This is a genomic window from Cronobacter universalis NCTC 9529 (assembly GCF_001277175.1).
Classification (GTDB): Bacteria; Pseudomonadota; Gammaproteobacteria; order Enterobacterales; family Enterobacteriaceae; genus Cronobacter; species Cronobacter universalis.
Window position 1 is genome coordinate 1,856,810 of the sequence record NZ_CP012257.1, and the last position, 20,554, is coordinate 1,877,363.

Consider the following 20,554-nt stretch of genomic DNA (forward strand, 5'->3'; position numbering starts at 1 on the left):
AGGACGGGATTTACGATAAATCACGGGTCTGACCAGTAGGGGAGTGAAATAATTAATAAGCAATACTTAAGTAAAAGGCGGGTTTCCCCGCCTGCGTTTTTAATGTGCTGTTTTCTCTTTGTCGCTCTCTTCGAGTGCTTCGATCACCGTTTCTGAATTATCTTCCGGCAGCGGCGCTTCGCGCACCCAGACGGAGAACAGTCGCCAGGAGACCGCCAGCAATACCGGGCCGATAAACAGGCCAATCATGCCAAATGCAATCAATCCGCCGATAACCCCTGAGAGGATCAGCACCATTGGCAGGTCGGCGCCCATACGAATAAGCACCGGGCGGATAACGTTATCGAGCGTGCCGACCACGGCGCTCCAGACCAGCAGCACGGTGCCCCAGGTGGCGTCGCCGCTCCAGTAGAGCCAGATAATCGCCGGAACCAGCACCGGCAGCGGGCCAAGCTGCACCAGACAGCTTAAGATCATCACGACCGTCAGCAGCGTCGCGTAGGGGATGCCGGAAATCGCCAGCCCGATACCGCCCAGCACGCCCTGCACCAGCGCCGTGACCACCACGCCGAGCGCCACGGCGCGGATCGCCTGGCCTGCCAGCAGAACGGCCGCGTCGCCGCGCTTTGAGGCAAGACGAATGGCGAAGTGCCGAATGCCGAACGCCACCTGCTCGCCGCGCCAGTAGAGCAGGGCGCTGAACAGCAGCATCAGGCCGCAGTGCATCAGCAGCCGGCCAAGATGCGCGGCCTGGCCGATAAACCAGCCGGTCGTGGTGCCAAGATACGGACGCACTTTCGCCATGATGGCCGTGCCGCCGCTCTCCACGAGGTTATGCCAGCCGAGATAAAGTTTATTGCCGATATAGGGGATGCTGTTAAGCCAGGCCAGATCCGGGATCGTCATCTTGCCGGAGGTCAGCCAGTGGATAAACGGCCCGCTGCTGTCCACGAGACTGTTAACCAGCAGCGCCACCGGGATGACAAACAGCATAATAAGGATAAGCACCATCACCAGGACGGCGAGTGAGCGTCTGCCCCACAGCATCTTCTGCAGCCGCAGCAACAGCGGCCAGGTGGCGATGACCACCGTCCCTGCCCAGGCGAATCCCAGAATAAAGGGCTGCACAATCCACAGGCAGGCGATGATCATGACCGAGAGAAACAACACGGACAGCAGAATTTGCGGCACGTCCATGGGCTGTCGAAGTTTTACCATAAACCACATTCACCTTTTGTCATTCGCGTTACGCCCGAAAGGGCGCTCCCGCCCCACGCGGGGCGCTCCTATGATGAGTGATTTCCGCGCATTTGGATAGCCGCCTCCCTGGCGCATTTCTGGCAGGCATGACATATAAAAATGTGATACAACCTTGAAGGCACAACGCAAACGATAACTTCCAACATCTCATTGTCAGGCAGGTTCAGGATCCATGATCCCACAAATTTCTCAGGCGCCAGGGCTGGTACAGGTGGTGCTGAATTTTTTGCAGGCACTGGAGCAACAGGGTTTTACCGGCGATACCGCCACGAACTACGCCGATCGCCTCACGATGGCGACCGACAACAGTATCTACCAGCTCCTTCCCGACGCGGTGATTTTCCCCCGCTCCACCGCCGATGTGGCGCTGATGGCGCGTCTCGCCGCCGAACCGCGCTTTAAATCGCTTATTTTCACCCCGCGCGGCGGCGGCACCGGCACCAACGGCCAGTCCCTGAATCAGGGGATCGTCGTGGATATGTCGCGCTACATGAACCGCATTATTGAAATCAACCCGGAGCAGGGTTGGGTGCGCGTCGAAGCGGGCGTTATCAAAGATCAGCTCAATGAATATTTGAAGCCCTTCGGTTACTTCTTCTCGCCGGAGCTCTCCACCAGCAACCGCGCCACGCTTGGCGGGATGATCAATACCGATGCCTCCGGGCAGGGCTCGCTGGTGTATGGCAAAACCTCCGATCACGTACTCGGCGTGCGGGCGGTGCTGCTGGGCGGCGATATTCTGGATACCCAGTCGATGCCGACCGCGCTTGCCGAAGAGCTGGGCCGCGCGCAGACCACGCTCGGGCGCGTCTACCACACCGTGCTGGAGCGCTGCCGCGAGCAGCGCGCGCTGATTCTGAAAAAGTTTCCGAAGCTCAACCGCTTCCTGACCGGCTACGACCTGCGCCACGTCTTTAACGACTCACTTTCAGAATTCGACCTGACCCGTATTCTGTGCGGATCGGAAGGTACACTGGCGTTTATTACCGAAGCGCGGCTCGATATTACGCCGCTGCCGAAAGTGCGCCGTCTGGTCAACGTCAAATATGACTCGTTCGACTCGGCCCTGCGCAGCGCGCCTTTTATGGTCGAGGCGCAGGCGCTGTCGGTGGAAACCGTGGATTCACGGGTGCTGAACCTGGCGCGGGAAGATATCGTCTGGCATTCGGTGCGCGAGCTGATTACCGACGTTCCCGATAAAACGATGCTCGGTCTCAATATTGTGGAATTCGCAGGCGACGACGAAGCGCTGATTGACCAGCGCGTTGAAGCGCTGTGCGCGCGGCTCGATGAGTTTATGGCGCAGGAGCAGGGCGGCATCATCGGCTGGCAGGTCTGCCGGGATCTCGCGGGCGTTGAGCGTATCTACGCGATGCGTAAAAAAGCGGTGGGGCTGCTCGGCAACGCCAAAGGGCTCGCCAAGCCGATCCCGTTTGCCGAAGACACCTGCGTGCCGCCGGAGCATCTGGCGGATTACATCGCGGAGTTTCGCGCGCTGCTGGACGGTCACGGGCTGAGCTATGGCATGTTTGGCCATGTTGACGCGGGCGTGCTGCATGTGCGTCCGGCGCTGGATATGTGCGATCCGCAGCAGGAAGTTCTGATGAAGCGCATCTCCGATGAAGTCGTGGCGCTTACCGCCCGCTACGGCGGTCTGCTGTGGGGCGAGCACGGCAAAGGCTTTCGCGCGGAATACAGCCCGGCGTTTTTCGGCGAAACGCTGTATGACGAACTGCGGCGCATCAAGGCGGCGTTCGACCCGGACAACCGCCTGAACCCCGGTAAAATCTGCGCGCCGTACGGCCTCGACGCGCCGATGATGAAAGTGGACGCGGTGAAACGCGGCACGTTTGATCGCCAGCTCCCGCTCGCGGTGCGCACCTCCTGGCGCGGCGCGATGGAGTGCAACGGTAACGGCCTGTGCTTTAACTTTGACGTGAAAAGCCCGATGTGCCCGTCGATGAAAATCACCAGCAACCGCATTCACTCGCCGAAAGGGCGCGCGACGCTGGTGCGCGAGTGGCTGCGGCTGCTCTCCGATCGCGGCGTCGATCCGCTGGCGCTCGAAAAAGCGCTGCCGCAAAAGCGCGCCAGCCTGCGCTCGCTCATTGAGCGCACCCGCAATAGCTGGCACGCCGATCGCGGCGAATATGACTTCTCGCACGAGGTGAAAGAGGCGATGAGCGGCTGTCTCGCCTGTAAAGCCTGCTCGACCCAGTGCCCGATTAAAATCGACGTGCCGGAGTTCCGCTCGCGCTTTTTGCAGCTCTACCACACGCGTTATCTGCGTCCGGTGCGCGATCACCTGATTGCGACGGTGGAAAGCTACGCGCCGCTGATGGCCCGCGCGCCGAAAACCTTTAACTTCTTTATGAGCCAGCCGTGGGTGCGCACGCTCTCGGAACGGCATATCGGCATGGTCGACCTGCCGCTGCTCTCCACGCCGACGCTCCAACAGCAGCTGGTAGGGCACCGCAGCGCCGGCATGACGCTGGAGGAGCTGGAGCGGCTGCCGGAGGCCGAAAAAGCCCGCACCGTGCTGGTGGTGCAGGATCCCTTCACCAGCTATTACGACGCGCAGGTGGTAGCCGATTTCGTGCGGCTGTGCGAAAAACTCGGATTCCAGCCGGTAGTGCTGCCGTTCTCGCCGAACGGCAAAGCGCAGCACATCAAAGGCTTTCTCCAGCGCTTCGCCCGCACCGCGCAGAAAACCGCCGATTTCTTAAACCGCGTCGCGGCGCTCGGCATGCCTATGGTGGGCGTCGATCCGGCGCTGGTGCTCTGCTATCGCGATGAATATAAACAGACGCTTGGCGAGGCGCGCGGCGAATTCCATGTGCAACTGGTGCACGAGTGGCTCACCACGGCGCTGGCGGAGCGTCCGGTCGCGCCGGTGGGCGGCGAGCCGTGGTATCTGTTCGGTCACTGTACCGAAGTGACGGCACTGCCAGGCACCGCCGGGCAGTGGGCCGCGATTTTCGCGAAATTCGGCGCGAAGCTTGAAGGCGTTAACGTCGGTTGCTGCGGCATGGCGGGCACTTACGGGCATGAGGTGAAAAACCACGCCAACTCGCTTGGGATCTATGAGCTCTCCTGGCATCAGGCGATGCAGCGGCTGCCGCGCACGCGCTGTCTCGTCACGGGTTATTCGTGCCGCAGCCAGGTGAAACGCATCGAGGGCAGCGGCGTGCGCCATCCCTTGCAGGCGCTACTGGGAATGATTGTATGATCTGGCGACGTACCGCGACGCTTGACGCGCTCAACGCCATGGGCGCGAATAATATGGTCGGGCTGCTTGATATCCGCTTTACCCGGCTGGATGACCGTAAAATCGAAGCCACCATGCCGGTGGACCACCGCACGCATCAGCCGTTCGGGCTGCTGCACGGCGGCGCGTCGGTGGTGCTGGCGGAAACGCTCGGCTCGGTGGCGGGCTATCTCTGCACCGAGGGCGAGCAGAACGTCGTCGGGCTTGAGGTCAACGCGAACCATCTGCGCAGCGTACGCAGCGGCCGCGTGCGCGGCGTCTGCCGCGCGGTGCATGTCGGGCGACGCCATCAGGTGTGGCAGATAGAAATTTTCGACGAGCAGGACCGCCTCTGCTGTTCCTCACGGCTGACGACGGCTGTGGTGTAGTTTTCTCTCATCGATATAAAAAGCGCCATCACTGGCGCTTTATTTTTCAGTATTTCTTTACCAGCCTGTCGATTTTTTCCTGATATTCGTCGGCATTGCCGAGGCTTCTGCCCTGAACAATGCTGACGGAGACAGAGTACAAGTTAGCGACCCGGTTAGTGCGATCAAACTCAACATAGAGGCGGTTTGACTCCCCGGATTCCGTTCCTTTCGCCATATTGTAAAGCGGGATATAAGAGGACGCGTCGCGGGAAATTTCGGTTTTGCTGTAGATCCACAGTAAATCGCCGTTATCGGTAAATGTAGCATCGCGAGGCTGGCCCAGCAGTGACACCACGTTGCTCTGATTGTCGCCTTTATTGAGGTTTGCGAACGCGCTGTTTTTAGCGTTCACCGGATCTTTTTCGTAGTTATTTTCTTCCCGGAAATTATTGGTAATCACAGTGTGGTTAACAATCTTATCGCTGTTGTCGTAAGCCACAATCAGGTAACGATGCGCATAGGTTCCGGTCAGCCCGTTCAGATGACCAATATATTGCGCCAGCGCGTATTTACCATCAGGGAAGCTTTTTGTGCGCAGATCGCGTTTTTTTACGGGTTCACCAAACGTCTGGTTCACGTCCCGCAGCGTCATTTTTCCATCGACAACGCGCGTACTGACTTGCTGATCGCTTTCGCTGTCATTCGCGAGGGCTTTATTGCCGTGTATCCATGCCGAGCATGAGGTCAGAGAGAAGGTAACTAATGTAGCGGCCACTACTGCTTTAATTTTCATCCTGTTAATCCATTTATTTAAAAGCGTTATGCTTGTTTAAACAGAGCATCCTCACGCAGCAACGCCGTGGGCCGCGAGAATCAGCCCTCCTTGTTATATCAATCTCCACTGTGGATTAAGGTGTATCGGCAACGCGCTTTGTTTCTTTACGGATTTCAGTTCGGTATCCAGCTCAGGGGGAGAAGAGAAGCGTTTCGATACCTGATTTTGACTCATTTCGCTAATCCGCAATGCCCATTGGCTCTCTCAGCTTCTGTGTTTATTTATTACATATTTATCAGTATGAGTTATTTTTTTTGGAGAAAACGAGATAACAGGAATGTTAAAACTTTTCTTATCGGTGTAATTTAATGAAAACAAATTCTGTGTGCGGTGATGTTGTCTCTGGTCGTAAACGCCTGCAGATCAACGCTATTGGTTCCGGCATCGTGAGTTAAAACACCACCACCGGCGTGGATAACGCAGACCACTCCAGTGTGGCTGGCACCGCTGAACAGAATAATTTCATACTCAGGGAGCGGCTGACAACGATGCAGAAGCAACTGGATGGGAGGCGGAAATATATTAAAGAGGAATCATTTAAAATTGATCGGCAGCACGTTTTATTATAAATCATTTGATGTTTGACTGTCAGTGAAAATAACATGTTATAGGTAATAAACACGGAGGGAATATGCTGACTGGATTTAATCTCAAGTCTGATCCTGATTGTGCTGAGTATGTTTATGGCTGGGGAGTATGGCGTAGTTTTCCCTGGGATTTGGCCGGGATATTCCCAGCAAGAGAACAAGCAGAGTTAATCGCAGAGAAGAAAGGCGCTGACTACGAAATCGGATGGGGTAAACATCGCCTTGGTAGTCAGAGTTTTGAACCGATTTAATAGCCGGTAAATATACTTATTCGATAAATAAATGAAGTGTGGAGGACATATGTTTCCTGAATACAGGGAGCTGATTTCCCGTTTGAAAAAAGAAAATCACCGCTTTCAGACTTTATTTGAAAAACATAATGCTTTAGATCATGAGATCGCAAGGCTTGAGCAGAATATCGGAAGCGGATGTGGAAGTGAAATTATACGGCTTAAGAAAGAGAAGCTGTATATAAAAGATTGCCTGTACAAAATTCTTATAGAAGAAAGTCGCAGCAATAACATCTGAAAATGAAATAGAAGACCAGCGCATCCGCTGGTTTTTTTATTCCGCTACCAAGCAGTATCGGTATAAACGTTACCGGTTGACCAGCACACAGGCTGGTGCACAGGAGCTAAAGTTGGCGTGAGCGGTGGCAGTTATGGTCGCGATAAGGGGAGAGGGTGAAAGTAAGACGACTGCCACTTATCAGCGACAGTCGGGCAGATCCATATCTTTATATTTTTACTGATGATTAAAACAAGAATGTCATGGAACCATTAATAAAGGAATAATCGTTACCCGTTTTAAATTCCGGCGACACACGGTTAAATGATAAGGTGAAAGCGACAGGAGAATAACCTACAGTGGCCCCAAGCTGATACTCATCAACAGTATGATTAAGGGTGACGGTTTCGTTTTTAGTGAGAAGCGTTTGCCCTTGTAATGTATAGTTGCGGTCAACCTCACGGCGTTCCAGCCCGGCAAATATTTTATATATAAAACCGCCATTGTTTGATGTATGCATTAATCCACGCGTCGCCAGCAGACCATACCCGTTATCTGAGTTCAGCGTTTTGTCATTGCCAATGGCAAGCGTTGCACCGTATCCCACATATTCAAAAAGATTTCCACTTACCGCAGATATTTCTGGATAAATACCAACATGTGTTCCCATGATATCCACATCAGGAGTCAGTGACAGCATTCCTTTAACCGTGTATCCATAGCGATTTTCGATTTGATCATCCCAGGCTTGATATTTTTCAGCATTGATAATTTGATGCGCTTTATTCTGGACTTGTTGACCGCCAGCATCAGGTCCTGTCACGCCAAAGTCTGTACCTAAGCGATAGCGAAACCAGCTATTCGCTAAGGCATTCCATTCAACACCCGTGTAAAGAAATGCACTAAAAGCCCTGTCTCCAGTTATCGCTGTTGGTAGCCTTTTATTCTCTCCTGATGGAGAATAAATATCTTGCGCCAGATGGAGCGATAACTGACCAGAATCAGTAATATCATGGCTGTAACCCAGGAACAGACCTTGAGTATAATCATCGCGGGCTTCATCTTTATGACTATAGATTTTGTTGAGCAAAGGCTGAAAGACGCCTGCGTCATCATTTGACAATGATAATGCAACGCTATCAGCATGAACGGCAGGCGTCATTAAGAACATGGTGAATAATGCCACACTGGTTAATGACTTGCTCATAATCAGTCTCCTCAGAAAGGTTTTTATCCATCGTGCAGGTACGGTCTGGCATATAAATTAACATAAAGTAAACATGTTCTTTTATGCAACAGAATGCTGTCTGTCTTTTATTTTTTTATCACTTTATACTTTTGAAGTGTGGTAAAGAATTTTCGGGAGGGAGTAATGGATTTCTTATATTCTCAGAAGTTTATGAAGTGAACGCCGTCAGGAATCGATTACACTGCAAATAGTAAACCGGGACGGTAACAATAAAGCATTAATCCCGGTGAGAGAAACCAGAGGTCTTAAACTTTACCCTGTAGAGTATTGTCCATGTGCTAAAGGGTATGGTGTAATTCATATTACCGGCTGCAATGTAATAATCATGCGCTATTCGGGTGTGCTTGTTGATACAAAAAAACCGCATATTACTATGCGGTAATCCATCGACAGAAACATTAAGCATTTCTGATTTTCGCCAGTATGCTGTGGTAAATAGCTAAGTTTTTGTTACGTGTCATAGCTTAACTGTGCCAATCTTGTTATTTTATTATCATTTTGTTTGTGTTTTGTTCGCGATTAGACGGCATAATATCGATATGAGAATAAACTATTTTACCAAACCGTACGGGCAAATAGCTATTCTGCAGTTTAGATCATTGGTGCACCTGTCTCCTTTAGTGCTTTTCCTTCCCGGACATTCATTGCTCCGCTCGATTATTTCTCAAAAGATTTTGTTAAAAGGGGTGACGTTATAAATGGTTATCGGAAAGAATTTTCCATCGATATAAATTCCTGAGTTAGTCTGCATGACACTGGAACCAGGAGGCAGAAAGACATCAGATTCATACCAAATAATAAGCTTTATTTTACACCACAGGATTGAAAATGAAATTCTGGCGGAAGCACATACGATAGTATCAACAACTAACCATTCCATATTAGACACCTTAACATTATCAATGAGAGTGATTTGTAGGTGAGAAGTGTAGCCATTTATTTATAACTCATTGAAAAAGATCGACTTTTTAATTACCAATTTGATTTGTGAGTCATTGATTTTATTATTATAATGCCCTTTCTGCTGAAAATTTTTGTTTCACTTTTTTAATATTTCTTTATTTTTTTAAAGACTCATTAAATCTTTGATAAAATCACATCTATAGATTTTGTCAGAGCGTCAGGTGAGTATTCAGGCTGCGGTAATACATGTTCGCTATTATGCATAGTGACATGGCTCACTATTTTCATCCTTTATCAGATAGGGCGAGCAGCATGTATGTCGATGGGCGCTTCCCATCAGCAAAGCAAAGTATGTTGCATTTGGGAGACCAGTTATAGCGATGCTGCAGAGTTATGTCTCTCGTATGCGCCAGGGGGAGAAGGTTTTCGTTTAGTGAAAAATAGCGGTGGAGGTCTGATAAGAATCTCACTTTCTTAAGCAATGTTATTCATTGAAAAAGTGGCGTGTCAGGCGTGCTTATGTGATAAAATGACAAAGTAAAAATGCCCGTATTAGCTATTTATGGTTCATTAACTATAAGGTTGGCTGACAATGAATACGCTATTTTTTCGATTATTCATCTTCATCGTTATTTTCATGCCTGGTGTTTTCCCGTTACATGCGCAAGGGGCTAATAAAATGAAGCTTGAACGCGTGGTGATCGTCAGTCGCCACGGAGTCAGAGCGCCAACAAAGTTCACGCCGTTAATGCAAGAGATTACACCTTACCCCTGGCCTCAATGGGATGTTCCGCTGGGCTGGTTGACGACCCGGGGCGGTGAACTCGTCACCGAACTGGGGCGATATCAAAAAAGCGTACTCATCGATAAAGGGATTCTGGAAAGTAACGCATGTCCTTCACCAGAGCAGGTGGCCGTTATTGCGGATACCGATCAACGTACGCGTAAAACCGGTGAGGCATTTCTGGCTGGATTTGCGCCGGGATGTCAAAATAAAGTTCATTATCAAAAAGAGCACGATAAGAAAGATCCCTTGTTTAATCCCGTAAAAACGGGGGTGTGCTCGTTTGATATATCAAAGACTCAGGACGCGATTCTGACGCGTGCTGGAGGAAATATTGAACGGTACACGCAGCGTTATGACTCTGCATTCCGTACTCTGGAACAGGTTCTCAATTTCTCACAGTCAGCATCATGCAAATCAACACATCAGCCGGGTTGTACGCTCCCGGGAGTCTTACCTTCAGAACTCAGGGTTTCTTCAGATAACGTATCGCTATCCGGCGCATGGAGTCTGTCTTCCATGCTGACGGAAATATTTCTGTTGCAAGAGGCGCAGGGAATGCCAGAGGTCGCGTGGGGGCGCATTCACGGTGAGAAAGCATGGACAGAGTTATTAACTCTGCATAATGCTCAGTTTGACCTTTTGCAAAGAACGCCCGAAGTTGCCCGTACCAGAGCAACTCCACTACTCGATTTGATAAGCCGGGCATTAATCAGTAATGGGGTAACAGAAAATCCTTACGGCATTAAATTGCCCGTCTCGTTATTATTTATTGCGGGTCATGATACCAACCTTGCCAATCTCAGTGGGGTATTCAATCTTAACTGGTCTTTACCCGGTCAGCCTGATAATACGCCTCCTGGCGGTGAGCTGGTTTTCGAAAGATGGAAGCGAGTGAGTGATAATACTGACTGGATTCAAATTTCTTTTGTTTATCAGACCCTTCAACAAATGCGAGAGTTTAAGTCTTCTTCATCGTTCTCTTCCCCACATAAGATTGTGCTTACGTTACCCTCCTGTCAGGATAAAAATGCTGAGGGAATGTGTGCATTGAAAGCCTTTAGTGACATTGTGCAGACAGTACGTGTTCCCCAATGTGCGGTAATGGCTGATATAAACCGATAAAGAGACTGCGCCGGGCATTCGGGAGATTAAGGGCGGCTGTGACAGCCCGGTGCACGTTTAAAAGCGAATTTGGGGGATTTCAGGTGTGCATTCTGGGGCAAAGTAGTCTCAGGGACGCGTTTGGCGGCAAAATAATGTCCGCACCGCTCCGTATTTATCCGCTACACCATTCAGTCAGCTAAAAATCTATGTGTTTGATTTATCCCTGTCCATGAGATCTATAGCATAAATAGGTATAAACGATACATCTTTTCTTCAGGCCCTCACGCTGCCGCTTAATCTCTTCGTTTCGATTCTTAATTCATTGATAAGTAAAAATTTTTATCCGTCATTTTTGCCCGCTGCACGCTTGCGGAGAGGGTCTATGCTTAATGAAAGTGTTCAAAAAGTGCCGTTTAGAGTAATACCCCTGATCCACAGAGGTTGAAGTGAGAATTATTACCACTAACATAGCGTTATCGCCCGAAAGGCACTCACTCCAGGAGGCAGACCTATGGAATCACAAACAGGTACGTTCAATCCCGCCGAGTTTAACTGGCAGGGCCTGACGATGACCCCAGACGCGGCCAGACATATTCGCGACTTAATGGCGCAGAAACCGGGTCTGCTGGGTGTGCGTCTGAGCGTCAAACAGAGCGGCTGCGCCGGGTTTGGCTATGTGCTCGATACGGTCAGCGAGCCGAAAGACGAAGACCTCGTGTTCGAGGCCGATGGCGCGCGGCTTTATGTTCCGCTACAGGCCATGCCGTTTATCGATGGCACGGAAGTGGATTACGTGCGCGAAGGCTTAAATCAGATTTTCAAATTCAATAACCCTAAAGCGCAGCATGCGTGCGGCTGCGGCGAAAGTTTTGGGGTCCAGGCGGAGTAATTATGTCCCGTAACAGTGAAGCAACTGACGATGTGAACACCTGGAGCAGCCCCCTGAACTATAAAGAGGGCTTCTTTACCCGGCTTCAGACCGATGAACTGGCAAACGGCATCAATGAAGATGTGGTGCGCGCCATTTCAGCCAAACGCAACGAGCCCGAGTGGATGCTCGAATTTCGCCTGAGCGCGTATCGCGCCTGGCTTGAGATGGAAGAGCCGCACTGGCTGCATGCGCATTATGACAAACTGAATTATCAGGATTACAGCTACTACTCGGCGCCCTCATGCGGCCATTGCGACGACGCCTGCGCCTCACAGCCAGGCGCGGTGCAGCAGCCGGGCGGCAACAATAACAGCTACCTGACGCAGGAAGTGGAAGAGGCGTTTAACCAGCTCGGCGTACCGGTGCGCGAAGGGCGCGAAGTGGCGGTGGACGCCATCTTCGATTCCGTTTCCGTCGCCACCACCTACCGCGACAAGCTGGCGGAGCAGGGCATTATCTTCTGCTCGTTCGGCGAAGCGATTCACGATCATCCGGAGCTGGTGAAGAAATACATCGGCACCGTCGTGCCGTCGAACGATAACTTCTTCGCCGCGCTGAATGCCGCGGTCGCCTCCGACGGCACCTTTATCTACGTGCCGAAAGGCGTGCGCTGCCCGATGGAGCTCTCGACCTATTTCCGTATCAACGCCGAGAAAACCGGTCAGTTCGAACGCACCATTCTGGTGGCGGACGAAGGCAGCTACGTGAGCTACATCGAAGGCTGTTCCGCGCCGGTGCGCGACAGCTACCAGCTTCACGCGGCGGTGGTGGAAGTCATCATCCATAAAGACGCCGAAGTGAAATACTCGACGGTGCAGAACTGGTTCCCCGGCGATAACAACACCGGCGGTATCCTGAACTTCGTGACCAAGCGCGCGCTGTGCGAAGGCGAGAACAGCAAGATGTCCTGGACGCAGTCGGAAACCGGTTCGGCCATCACCTGGAAATACCCGAGCGTCATCCTGCGCGGCGACAACTCCATTGGCGAGTTTTACTCGGTGGCGTTGACCAGCGGTCATCAGCAGGCCGATACCGGCACCAAGATGATCCACATCGGCAAAAACACCAAATCGACGATCATCTCCAAAGGCATCTCCGCCGGGAAAAGCCAGAACAGCTACCGCGGCCTGGTAAAAATCATGCCGACCGCCACTAACGCCCGTAACTTCACGCAGTGCGATTCCATGCTGATCGGCCCCGACTGCGGCGCGCATACCTTCCCGTATGTCGAGTGCCGCAATAACAGCGCCCAGCTTGAGCACGAAGCGACCACCTCACGCATCGGTGAAGACCAGCTGTTCTACTGCCTGCAGCGCGGGATCAGCGAAGAAGACGCTATCTCGATGATCGTTAACGGCTTTTGTAAGGATGTCTTCTCAGAGCTGCCGCTGGAATTCGCGGTCGAAGCGCAAAAATTATTAGCCATTAGCCTTGAGCACAGCGTCGGCTAAGGTAAGAAAAAGGATAAGACATGTTAAGCATCAAAGATTTACAGGTCAGCGTGGAAGAGAAGGCGATCCTGCGCGGTTTAAACCTTGAAATAAAACCCGGCGAAGTGCACGCCATCATGGGGCCGAACGGCTCCGGCAAAAGTACGCTGTCCGCGACGCTCGCCGGGCGTGAAGATTATGAAATCACCGGCGGCGAAGTGCGTTTCAAAGGCAAAGATCTGCTGGAGCTGTCGCCGGAAGAGCGCGCGGGCGAAGGCATCTTTATGGCGTTTCAGTATCCGGTGGAAATTCCGGGCGTCAGCAACCAGTTCTTCCTGCAAACTGCGCTGAACGCGGTGCGCGAATACCGCGGCCAGGAAGAGCTCGACCGTTTCGACTTCCAGGATCTGATGGAAGAGAAAATCAAGTTGCTGCAAATGCCGGAAGACTTGCTGACCCGTTCCGTTAACGTCGGTTTCTCCGGCGGTGAGAAAAAGCGTAACGACATTCTGCAGATGGCGGTGCTGGAGCCGGATCTGTGCATTCTTGATGAAACCGACTCCGGCCTTGACATTGACGCCCTGAAAATCGTCTCCGAAGGGGTTAACGCGCTGCGCGACGGCAAGCGTTCGTTCATCATCGTCACCCACTACCAGCGCATTCTGGACTATATCAAGCCCGATTTCGTCCATGTGCTGTATCAGGGACGGATCGTGAAGTCTGGCGACTTCTCTCTGGTCAAACAGCTGGAGGAGCAGGGCTATGGCTGGCTTACCGAACAGCAGTAACGCGCTGCAACAGTGGCATCGCCTGTTTGAAGCGCAGGGCGGGGAACGCTCGCAAGAGGCGCGCGAGCATCTGCAACAGCTGCTGCGCCTTGGCCTGCCGACCCGTAAGCATGAAGACTGGAAATACACGCCGCTCGACGGTCTGCTGAAGCACGACTTCGTCGCACCCGTCGCCGCGGCGCTGAGCCGCGAAGAGCTCAGCGCGCTGGCGCTGCCCGTCGACGCGCTGCGCCTGGTGTTCATCGATGGCCGCTTCGCGCCGGAGCTGAGCGACGCGACCGATAACAGCGGCTTTGAGATTAGCGTAAACGACAGCCGCAGCGGGCTTCCCGCGCCGGTGCAGCCGGAGGCGTTTTTACACCTTACCGAAAGCCTGGCGCAGAGCGTGACGCATATTCGCGTGGCGCGTAACCAGCAGCCGTCGAAAGCGCTGTTGCTGATGCATATCAGCGCGGGCCGCGCGGGCGATGAAATCAACACCGTGCATTACCGCCATCATCTGGAGCTTGCCGAAGGCGCGCAGGCGACGGTTATCGAACATTACGTCAGCCGCGACGAAAAGCCGCACTTTACTGGCGCGCGCCTGACCATGCAGGTGGGCGCTAACGCGCAGCTTAATCACTACAAGCTCGCGTTTGAAAACCCGGTGAGCTGGCATTTCGCGCATAACGATCTGGTGGTTTCTCAGGACGCGCACGCCGCCAGCAGCAGCTACCTGCTGGGCGCGGGCGTGTTGCGCCACAACACCAGCACGCAGCTCAACGGCGAAAATATTACGCTGCGCGTGAACAGCCTGGCGCTGCCGGTGAATAACGAAGTGTGCGACACCCGCACCTGGCTTGAGCACAACAAAGGCTACTGCAACAGCCGTCAACTGCACAAAACCATCGTGCGCGATAAAGGCCGCGCAGTCTTTAACGGGCTGATTAAAGTGGCGCAGCACGCCATTAAAACCGACGGCCAGATGACCAACAACAATCTGCTGCTCGGCAGGCTGGCGGAGGTGGACACCAAACCGCAGCTGGAAATCTACGCCGATGACGTGAAATGCAGCCACGGCGCCACCGTGGGCCGTATCGACGACGAACAGATGTTCTATCTGCGCTCGCGCGGCATTAACGAACAGGCGGCGCAGCAGATGATCATTTACGCGTTCGCCGCGGAGCTGACCGAAAGCATCCACGACGAGGCGCTTAAACAGCAGGTGCTGGCGCGTATCGGCCAGCGCTTTGCAGGGGGAGAGGCATGAGTTTTTCTCTACAGCAGATCCGCAGCGACTTCCCGGTGCTGACGCGCGAGGTTAACGGCCAGCCCCTGGCCTATCTCGACAGCGCCGCCAGCGCGCAGAAGCCGACGGCGGTGATTGAGGCCGAGGCGGAGTTCTTCCGTCACGGTTACGCGGCGGTGCATCGCGGCATCCATACCCTGAGCGCGGACGCGACCCAGCGAATGGAAGCCGTGCGCACCCGCGCGGCGCAGTTCATTAACGCGCGCCTGCCGGAAGAGATTGTATTCGTGCGCGGCACCACCGAGGGGATCAACCTCGTGGCGAACAGCTGGGGCAACAGCCAGCTGCGCACGGGCGATAACCTGATTGTTACCACGATGGAGCACCACGCCAATATCGTGCCCTGGCAGATGCTCTGCGCGCGTACCGGCGCTGAGCTTCGCGTGTTGCCGATTAATGAGGACGGCACGCTACAGCTCGATAAACTGCCGTCGCTGATGGACGAGCGCACCCGCCTGCTGGCGGTGACGCACGTCTCCAATGTGCTCGGCACCGAAAACCCGATCGCGGACATTATCGCGACGGCGCACCAGGCGGGCGTTAAAGTGCTGGTGGACGGCGCGCAGGCGGTGATGCACCACAAGGTTGACGTACAGGCGCTGGATTGCGATTTCTATCTCTTCTCCGGCCATAAACTCTATGGGCCGACCGGGATCGGCATTCTGTACGCCAAAGAAGATATTCTCCAGGCGATGCCGCCGTGGGAAGGGGGCGGGGCGATGATCGCGACCGTCAGCCTGACCGAAGGCACCACCTGGGCGGCGGCGCCGTGGCGGTTTGAAGCCGGAACGCCGAACACGGGCGGCATTATCGCCCTTGGCGCGGCGATGGATTATGTCGACGCCATTGGCCTTGAGAATATTCACGATTACGAGCGCACGCTGATGGCTTACGCGCTGCGCGAGCTACAGGCGGTGCCGGACTTACAGATTTATGGCCCGGCGGAGCGCCTTGGCGTCATCGCGTTTAACCTTGGCAAACACCACGCCTATGATGTTGGCAGTTTTCTGGATAATTACGGTATTGCGGTACGTACCGGCCACCACTGCGCGATGCCGCTGATGGAGTTCTACGGCGTGCCTGCGATGTGCCGCGCGTCGCTCGCGATGTACAATACCGAAGATGAAGTGGACCGGCTGGTCGCCGGGCTTATCCGCATTCATCGTTTGTTAGGCTAAAAGGAGCGAGAATGGCTGGTTTGCCGGAGAAAGAAAAACTGCTGCGTAACTTTAACCGCTGCGCCAACTGGGAAGAAAAGTATCTCTATATCATCGAGCTGGGCCAGCGCCTGGCGCCGCTCGATGACGCCGAGCGCACGCCCGCGCACCGCATCCAGGGCTGTCAGAGTCAGGTCTGGATTGTGATGAATCCCGGCGAGAATGGGCTGATAGAGATGCGCGGCGACAGCGATGCGGCTATCGTCAAAGGGCTTATCGCCGTGGTCTTCGCGCTCTATCAGCAGATGACCGCGCAGGATATCGTGAACTTCGACGTGCGCCCGTGGTTTGAAGAGATGTCGCTGACCCAGCATCTTACCCCGTCCCGCTCTCAGGGCTTGGAAGCCATGATCCGCGCGATTCGCGCGAAAGCGGCCGACCTGAGCTAATCTTAAAGCACGGCTTTCACCTGTCACGCGCGGCCCTCCGGGCTTCGCGGATGCATTCCGGCCTCGCCGGTGAAAACAGGTCGTGCTTATGAAACAGATCTTTTCTTTCCCGCTGTTCGCGCTGCTGCTGATGGGCGCGACGCCGGCGTCGGCGGTGGATTATCCGCTCCCGCCGCCCGGCAGCCGCCTGATTGGCCAGAACCAGACCTGGCTTGTTCCCCCAAACAGTCAAAGCCTGGAGAAAATCGCCGAGCGGTATCAGACCGGCGTGCTGTTGCTGCTGGAAGCCAATAACACGGTTGACCCTTATCTGCCGATGCCGGGCAGCGAGCTCATCATCCCTTCGCAAATGCTGCTGCCCGACACGCCGCGCGAGGGGATTGTGGTTAATCTTGCTGAGCTGCGTTTGTATTACTATCCGCCCGGCGAGAACCGCGTGGAGGTTTATCCGATAGGCATTGGCCTGACGGGGCGCGAAACGCCGGTCATGACCACACGCATTATTCAGAAGATCCCAAACCCTACCTGGACGCCGACGGCCGCCATGCGCGCCCGTTCCCAGGCGCAGGGTATTACGCTGCCTGCCGTGATACCCGCCGGGCCGAATAACCCCTTAGGGCGCTTTGCGCTGCGTTTACAGCAGGGCGGCGGCGAATATCTCATTCACGGCACCAATGCCCGCAGCAGCATCGGGCTGCGCGCCAGCTCCGGCTGTATCCGTATGCGCGCGGCGGATATCAAAGCGCTGTTTAGCCAGGTGGCGTGGGGCGCGCGGGTGCAAATCATCAATGAGCCGGTGAAATACTCGACGGAGCCGGACGGCAGACGCTATGTGGAAGTGCACCAGCCGCTCTCGCGCAGCGATGCCGACAATCCGCAGACGATGCCGGTGGCGATTAACGCCGCTTTCGGACAGTTTATTGACGACGCGGGCACCGACGCGGTGGCGGTGGATAACGCGCTGACGCGCCGGGCGGGTTATCCGGTAGCCGTAGACGCGCACAGCGCGCTGCCCGCGCCCGTGACGACGATACAGAGCGTCAGAGCCACGGTGACGACGCCGGGTGGCGAGACGCTCTCTGAGAGCATGAATGCATCTTCGGGACGTGCGATTGCGCAGTAACGCTGTCAGGGAGTTTTAAAACGATGAAGGGCGTGGTGCGCCAGAAAGGGAGCATACCACCAGAGAACAAGCGGCGGGGCGAGGGGCAGGGGAGAGGCAAAAAAAAATGGCGCACAATGTGCGCCATTTTTCTTTCACACGGTACTATTACTTACGGTATTTAGTAGCCATGTTGTCCAGACGCTGGTTAGCGCGAGCTGCGTCGTCTTTAGCAGCCTGAACGTCGGAACGCATTGCGTTCACGTCGTTGCTCAGCTGGTCAACTTTAGCGTTCAGAGTCTGAACGTCAGAAGACAGCTGATCGATTTTAGCGTTGCTGGAGCAACCAGCCAGCAGAGTAGAACCCAGGATTACCGCGCCCAGTACCAGTTTAGTACGATTCATTATTAATACCCTCTAGATTGAGTTAATCTCCATGTAGCGTTACAAGTATTACACAAAGTTTTTTAGGTTGAGAATATTTTTTTGATGGGAATACGCTTAATTTTGATCGTTCGCTCAAAGAAGCATCGACATTGCGCGGATCATTAAAAAAATTGAGGGAAAACAGCTAACTTTCATCGGATTCATCTTAGAAAAAAACAGACTTAAATAGTGAAATCCGATTTGCTTTTTTATTCACAGCGTCTATTTAAGACAAATTAAAAAGGCGCCTTTCGGCGCCTTTTTAATCATATCTAAAAAAGGGTGGATATTATTACAGGACGTGAACAGACGCAGTATTGGTCGTACCGCTCGGTACCAGCGCGCCAGAGACCATCACCACCACATCGCCTTTCTTCGCCAGACCGCTTTCCAGCGCGGCGTCTTTACCCAGACGGTAGAAATCGTCGGTAGAGGAGATCTCTTTCACCAGCTGCGGCACTACTCCTTTGCTCAGCACCAGCTGACGCGCGGTCAGTTCGTTGGTGGTCAGCGCAAGGATAGTCGCGTCCGGGAAGTATTTACGAACGGACTTCGCGGATTTACCGCCTTCGGTCGCCACCACAATCAGCGGCGCTTCCAGTTTCTCGGCCGTTTCTACCGCACCGCGGCAGACGGCTTCGGTGATGCGCAGTTTACGGCTGTCGTTGTTGAACTCCAGACGGCTGGTCATCACGCGGTCGGTACGCTCGCAGATGGTCGCCATAATAGTCACGGCTTCCAGCGGGTATTTACCTTTGGCGGATTCGCCAGACAGCATCACGGCGTCGGTGCCGTCAAGAATGGCGTTCGCCACGTCGCCAGCTTCAGCGCGGGTCGGACGCGGGTTCTTGATCATAGAGTCCAGCATCTGAGTCGCGGTAATAACCACTTTGCGCGCGCGGATGCATTTCTCGATCATCATCTTCTGCGCGAAGATCACTTCTTCAACCGGGATTTCCACGCCCAGGTCGCCACGCGCCACCATGATGCCGTCAGACGCTTCGAGGATGTCGTCGAAGTTGTTCAGGCCTTCCTGGTTTTCGATTTTGGAGATGATCTGGATATGTTCGCCGCCGTGCGCTTTCAGGTGCTGGCGAATCTCTTCGACGTCAGAACGCTTACGAATAAAGGAAGCCGCCACAAAGTCGACGCCCTGTTCGCAGCCGAAGATCAGGTCTTTCTTATCTTTTTCCGCCAGGGCCGGCAGCGCGATGGAAACGCCCGGCAGGTTAACGCCTTTGTTTTCGCCCAGATCGCCGTTGTTCAGCACTTTACAGATCACTTTGTTGCCTTCGATGGCGGTGACTTCCATGCCAATCAGGCCGTCATCCACCAGCACGGTATTGCCGACGGAGAGATCTTTGGTGAAGCCTTCATAGGTCACCGCAACGATTTCGCTGTTGCCGACAACGGATTTGTCAGTGGTGAAGGTAAAGGTCTGGCCCGCTTTCAGAGAGACGTCGTTGCCGCCTTCCAGTTTAATGGTGCGGATTTCCGGACCTTTGGTGTCCAGCAGGATAGCGGCCTGTTTGCCGGTTTTCGCCAGAACATTGCGCAGGTTTTTGATGCGCTGACCATGTTCTTCGTAATCGCCGTGGGAGAAGTTAAGGCGCATTACGTTCATGCCCGCGTCGAGCATTTTGGTCAGCATTTCTTCGGATTCGGTTTTCGGGCCGATGGTGCAAACAATTTTCGTCTTTTTCATGACAGTCTTAATCTTTAGTTGAAGGATATGGAAATCATGCCCTGCGGCGTGCTCTGCCGTTCGGGTAAACTTGTGTTGCGAAAGTTGTGATGCCACAGCCTAAGGATAGGTGACATCAAAAAAGCGTGCAGGAGAATGTGTGCTTGAGGTTCAGCCAGGCGGCGGGTGAGCGATTGTTCGACGGTAAAGGCGATATCCAATGTGCTGAAACCATTCAAGTTAGAATGCCCGCATTATAGCTTCCACACGCGCAGAAAGGAATTAAAAACGCTGTTTCATAATGGAAAAGCTGTGACCGCTTCGTTTCTGTTGCTTGTCGGTTAAGGAAGGATGACAAAACGTTATCCCGCCGTCTTTATTGTACAACTTCCTTGTGAGGGGCTTCGCAAATAGCATAAGAATTGTTCGAAATATATTCGCCCGGCCAA

20 protein-coding genes and 1 pseudogene are annotated in these 20,554 nt (G+C 53.7%); 14 read left to right on the forward strand and 7 right to left on the reverse strand.

Features of this window, described 5'->3' with window-relative positions; translation table 11 throughout:
- Window positions 1-99: 99 nt before the first annotated feature.
- A complete protein-coding gene (gene ydiK / locus AFK65_RS08510) occupies window positions 100-1,218 on the reverse strand; it encodes an AI-2E family transporter YdiK (protein ID WP_038857542.1) in 1,119 nt (372 codons plus the stop codon).
- 214 nt (window positions 1,219-1,432) lie between these two features.
- Between ydiK and ydiJ the strand changes: the two genes are divergently transcribed.
- A complete protein-coding gene (ydiJ, locus tag AFK65_RS08515; RefSeq protein ID WP_038857353.1) occupies window positions 1,433-4,489 on the forward strand; it encodes a D-2-hydroxyglutarate dehydrogenase YdiJ in 3,057 nt (1,018 codons plus the stop codon).
- Window positions 4,486-4,896 carry a 1,4-dihydroxy-2-naphthoyl-CoA hydrolase gene (gene menI, locus AFK65_RS08520; RefSeq protein ID WP_038857352.1) on the forward strand — a complete coding sequence of 137 codons (411 nt, stop codon included), beginning with the start codon at window positions 4,486-4,488 and terminating at the stop codon, window positions 4,894-4,896. Before ydiJ ends, menI begins: the two co-directional genes overlap by 4 nt.
- Window positions 4,897-4,942: 46 nt before the next feature.
- Here menI and AFK65_RS08525 read toward each other — a convergent pair whose 3' ends face one another.
- Entirely contained in the window at window positions 4,943-5,671 is a 729-nt protein-coding gene (locus AFK65_RS08525; protein WP_007696810.1) for a hypothetical protein, read from the reverse strand.
- A 474-nt stretch (window positions 5,672-6,145) separates the two neighbouring features.
- On the opposite strand from AFK65_RS08525, the gene AFK65_RS22360 reads away from it, so the two are divergent.
- The 4 genes and pseudogenes from AFK65_RS22360 to AFK65_RS08530 all read left to right on the forward strand — a co-directional run bounded on the left by AFK65_RS22360 (window position 6,146) and on the right by AFK65_RS08530 (window position 6,828).
- Window positions 6,146-6,196 carry a hypothetical protein gene (locus tag AFK65_RS22360; RefSeq protein ID WP_321969862.1) on the forward strand — a complete coding sequence of 17 codons (51 nt, stop codon included), beginning with the start codon at window positions 6,146-6,148 and terminating at the stop codon, window positions 6,194-6,196.
- Window positions 6,175-6,282, forward strand: a pseudogene (locus AFK65_RS22410) (hypothetical protein); the annotation flags it as partial. The gene AFK65_RS22360 and the pseudogene AFK65_RS22410, both read left to right, overlap by 22 nt.
- Before the next feature lie 62 nt (window positions 6,283-6,344).
- Complete coding sequence (locus AFK65_RS20920) at window positions 6,345-6,551, forward strand: hypothetical protein (RefSeq protein ID WP_032804545.1); 207 nt, start codon at window positions 6,345-6,347, stop codon at window positions 6,549-6,551.
- Between the two features lie 49 nt (window positions 6,552-6,600).
- On the forward strand, window positions 6,601-6,828 hold the full coding sequence (locus tag AFK65_RS08530; protein WP_007696817.1) for a YdcH family protein: 228 nt from the start codon (window positions 6,601-6,603) through the stop codon (window positions 6,826-6,828).
- Between the two features lie 226 nt (window positions 6,829-7,054).
- Here the strand turns inward: AFK65_RS08530 and AFK65_RS08535 are convergent, their stop codons facing one another.
- Window positions 7,055-7,978 (reverse strand): lipid A deacylase LpxR family protein, encoded by a 924-nt coding sequence (locus tag AFK65_RS08535; protein WP_226993505.1) that lies wholly within the window; start codon window positions 7,976-7,978, stop codon window positions 7,055-7,057.
- A gap of 742 nt (window positions 7,979-8,720) precedes the next feature.
- Window positions 8,721-8,936: a hypothetical protein gene (locus tag AFK65_RS20925; protein ID WP_236612731.1), complete on the reverse strand. Its 216-nt coding sequence runs from the start codon at window positions 8,934-8,936 to the stop codon at window positions 8,721-8,723.
- A gap of 615 nt (window positions 8,937-9,551) precedes the next feature.
- Between AFK65_RS20925 and AFK65_RS08540 the strand changes: the two genes are divergently transcribed.
- The 8 genes from AFK65_RS08540 to ldtE all read left to right on the forward strand — a co-directional run bounded on the left by AFK65_RS08540 (window position 9,552) and on the right by ldtE (window position 18,016).
- Complete coding sequence (locus AFK65_RS08540; protein ID WP_007696822.1) at window positions 9,552-10,868, forward strand: AppA family phytase/histidine-type acid phosphatase; 1,317 nt, start codon at window positions 9,552-9,554, stop codon at window positions 10,866-10,868.
- 493 nt (window positions 10,869-11,361) lie between these two features.
- Window positions 11,362-11,739, forward strand: a complete 378-nt coding sequence (gene sufA / locus AFK65_RS08545; RefSeq protein WP_007696825.1) for a Fe-S cluster assembly scaffold SufA — start codon at window positions 11,362-11,364, stop codon at window positions 11,737-11,739.
- A gap of 2 nt (window positions 11,740-11,741) precedes the next feature.
- Window positions 11,742-13,232, forward strand: a complete 1,491-nt coding sequence (gene sufB / locus AFK65_RS08550) for a Fe-S cluster assembly protein SufB (RefSeq protein ID WP_007696828.1) — start codon at window positions 11,742-11,744, stop codon at window positions 13,230-13,232.
- A gap of 20 nt (window positions 13,233-13,252) precedes the next feature.
- Window positions 13,253-13,999, forward strand: a complete 747-nt coding sequence (gene sufC, locus AFK65_RS08555; protein WP_004386232.1) for a Fe-S cluster assembly ATPase SufC — start codon at window positions 13,253-13,255, stop codon at window positions 13,997-13,999.
- Window positions 13,974-15,248 carry a Fe-S cluster assembly protein SufD gene (sufD, locus tag AFK65_RS08560; protein WP_038857349.1) on the forward strand — a complete coding sequence of 425 codons (1,275 nt, stop codon included), beginning with the start codon at window positions 13,974-13,976 and terminating at the stop codon, window positions 15,246-15,248. Before sufC ends, sufD begins: the two co-directional genes overlap by 26 nt.
- Window positions 15,245-16,465: a cysteine desulfurase SufS gene (gene sufS, locus AFK65_RS08565; RefSeq protein ID WP_007696835.1), complete on the forward strand. Its 1,221-nt coding sequence runs from the start codon at window positions 15,245-15,247 to the stop codon at window positions 16,463-16,465. Before sufD ends, sufS begins: the two co-directional genes overlap by 4 nt.
- Window positions 16,466-16,476: 11 nt before the next feature.
- Window positions 16,477-16,893, forward strand: coding sequence for a cysteine desulfuration protein SufE (gene sufE, locus AFK65_RS08570; protein ID WP_007696850.1), 417 nt, complete (start codon window positions 16,477-16,479; stop codon window positions 16,891-16,893).
- 88 nt (window positions 16,894-16,981) lie between these two features.
- The gene (gene ldtE / locus AFK65_RS08575) at window positions 16,982-18,016 is read left to right on the forward strand and encodes a L,D-transpeptidase LdtE (protein ID WP_038857348.1); all 1,035 of its coding nucleotides are present in this window, start codon (window positions 16,982-16,984) and stop codon (window positions 18,014-18,016) included.
- Between the two features lie 147 nt (window positions 18,017-18,163).
- Here ldtE and lpp read toward each other — a convergent pair whose 3' ends face one another.
- From lpp to AFK65_RS22475, 3 genes are all read right to left on the reverse strand, one after another.
- On the reverse strand, window positions 18,164-18,400 hold the full coding sequence (lpp, locus tag AFK65_RS08580; RefSeq protein WP_002443218.1) for a murein lipoprotein Lpp: 237 nt from the start codon (window positions 18,398-18,400) through the stop codon (window positions 18,164-18,166).
- A gap of 313 nt (window positions 18,401-18,713) precedes the next feature.
- On the reverse strand, window positions 18,714-20,126 hold the full coding sequence (gene pykF, locus AFK65_RS08585; RefSeq protein ID WP_007696856.1) for a pyruvate kinase PykF: 1,413 nt from the start codon (window positions 20,124-20,126) through the stop codon (window positions 18,714-18,716).
- Between the two features lie 14 nt (window positions 20,127-20,140).
- Complete coding sequence (locus AFK65_RS22475; protein WP_421757417.1) at window positions 20,141-20,242, reverse strand: hypothetical protein; 102 nt, start codon at window positions 20,240-20,242, stop codon at window positions 20,141-20,143.
- Between the last annotated feature and the right edge of the window lie 312 nt (window positions 20,243-20,554).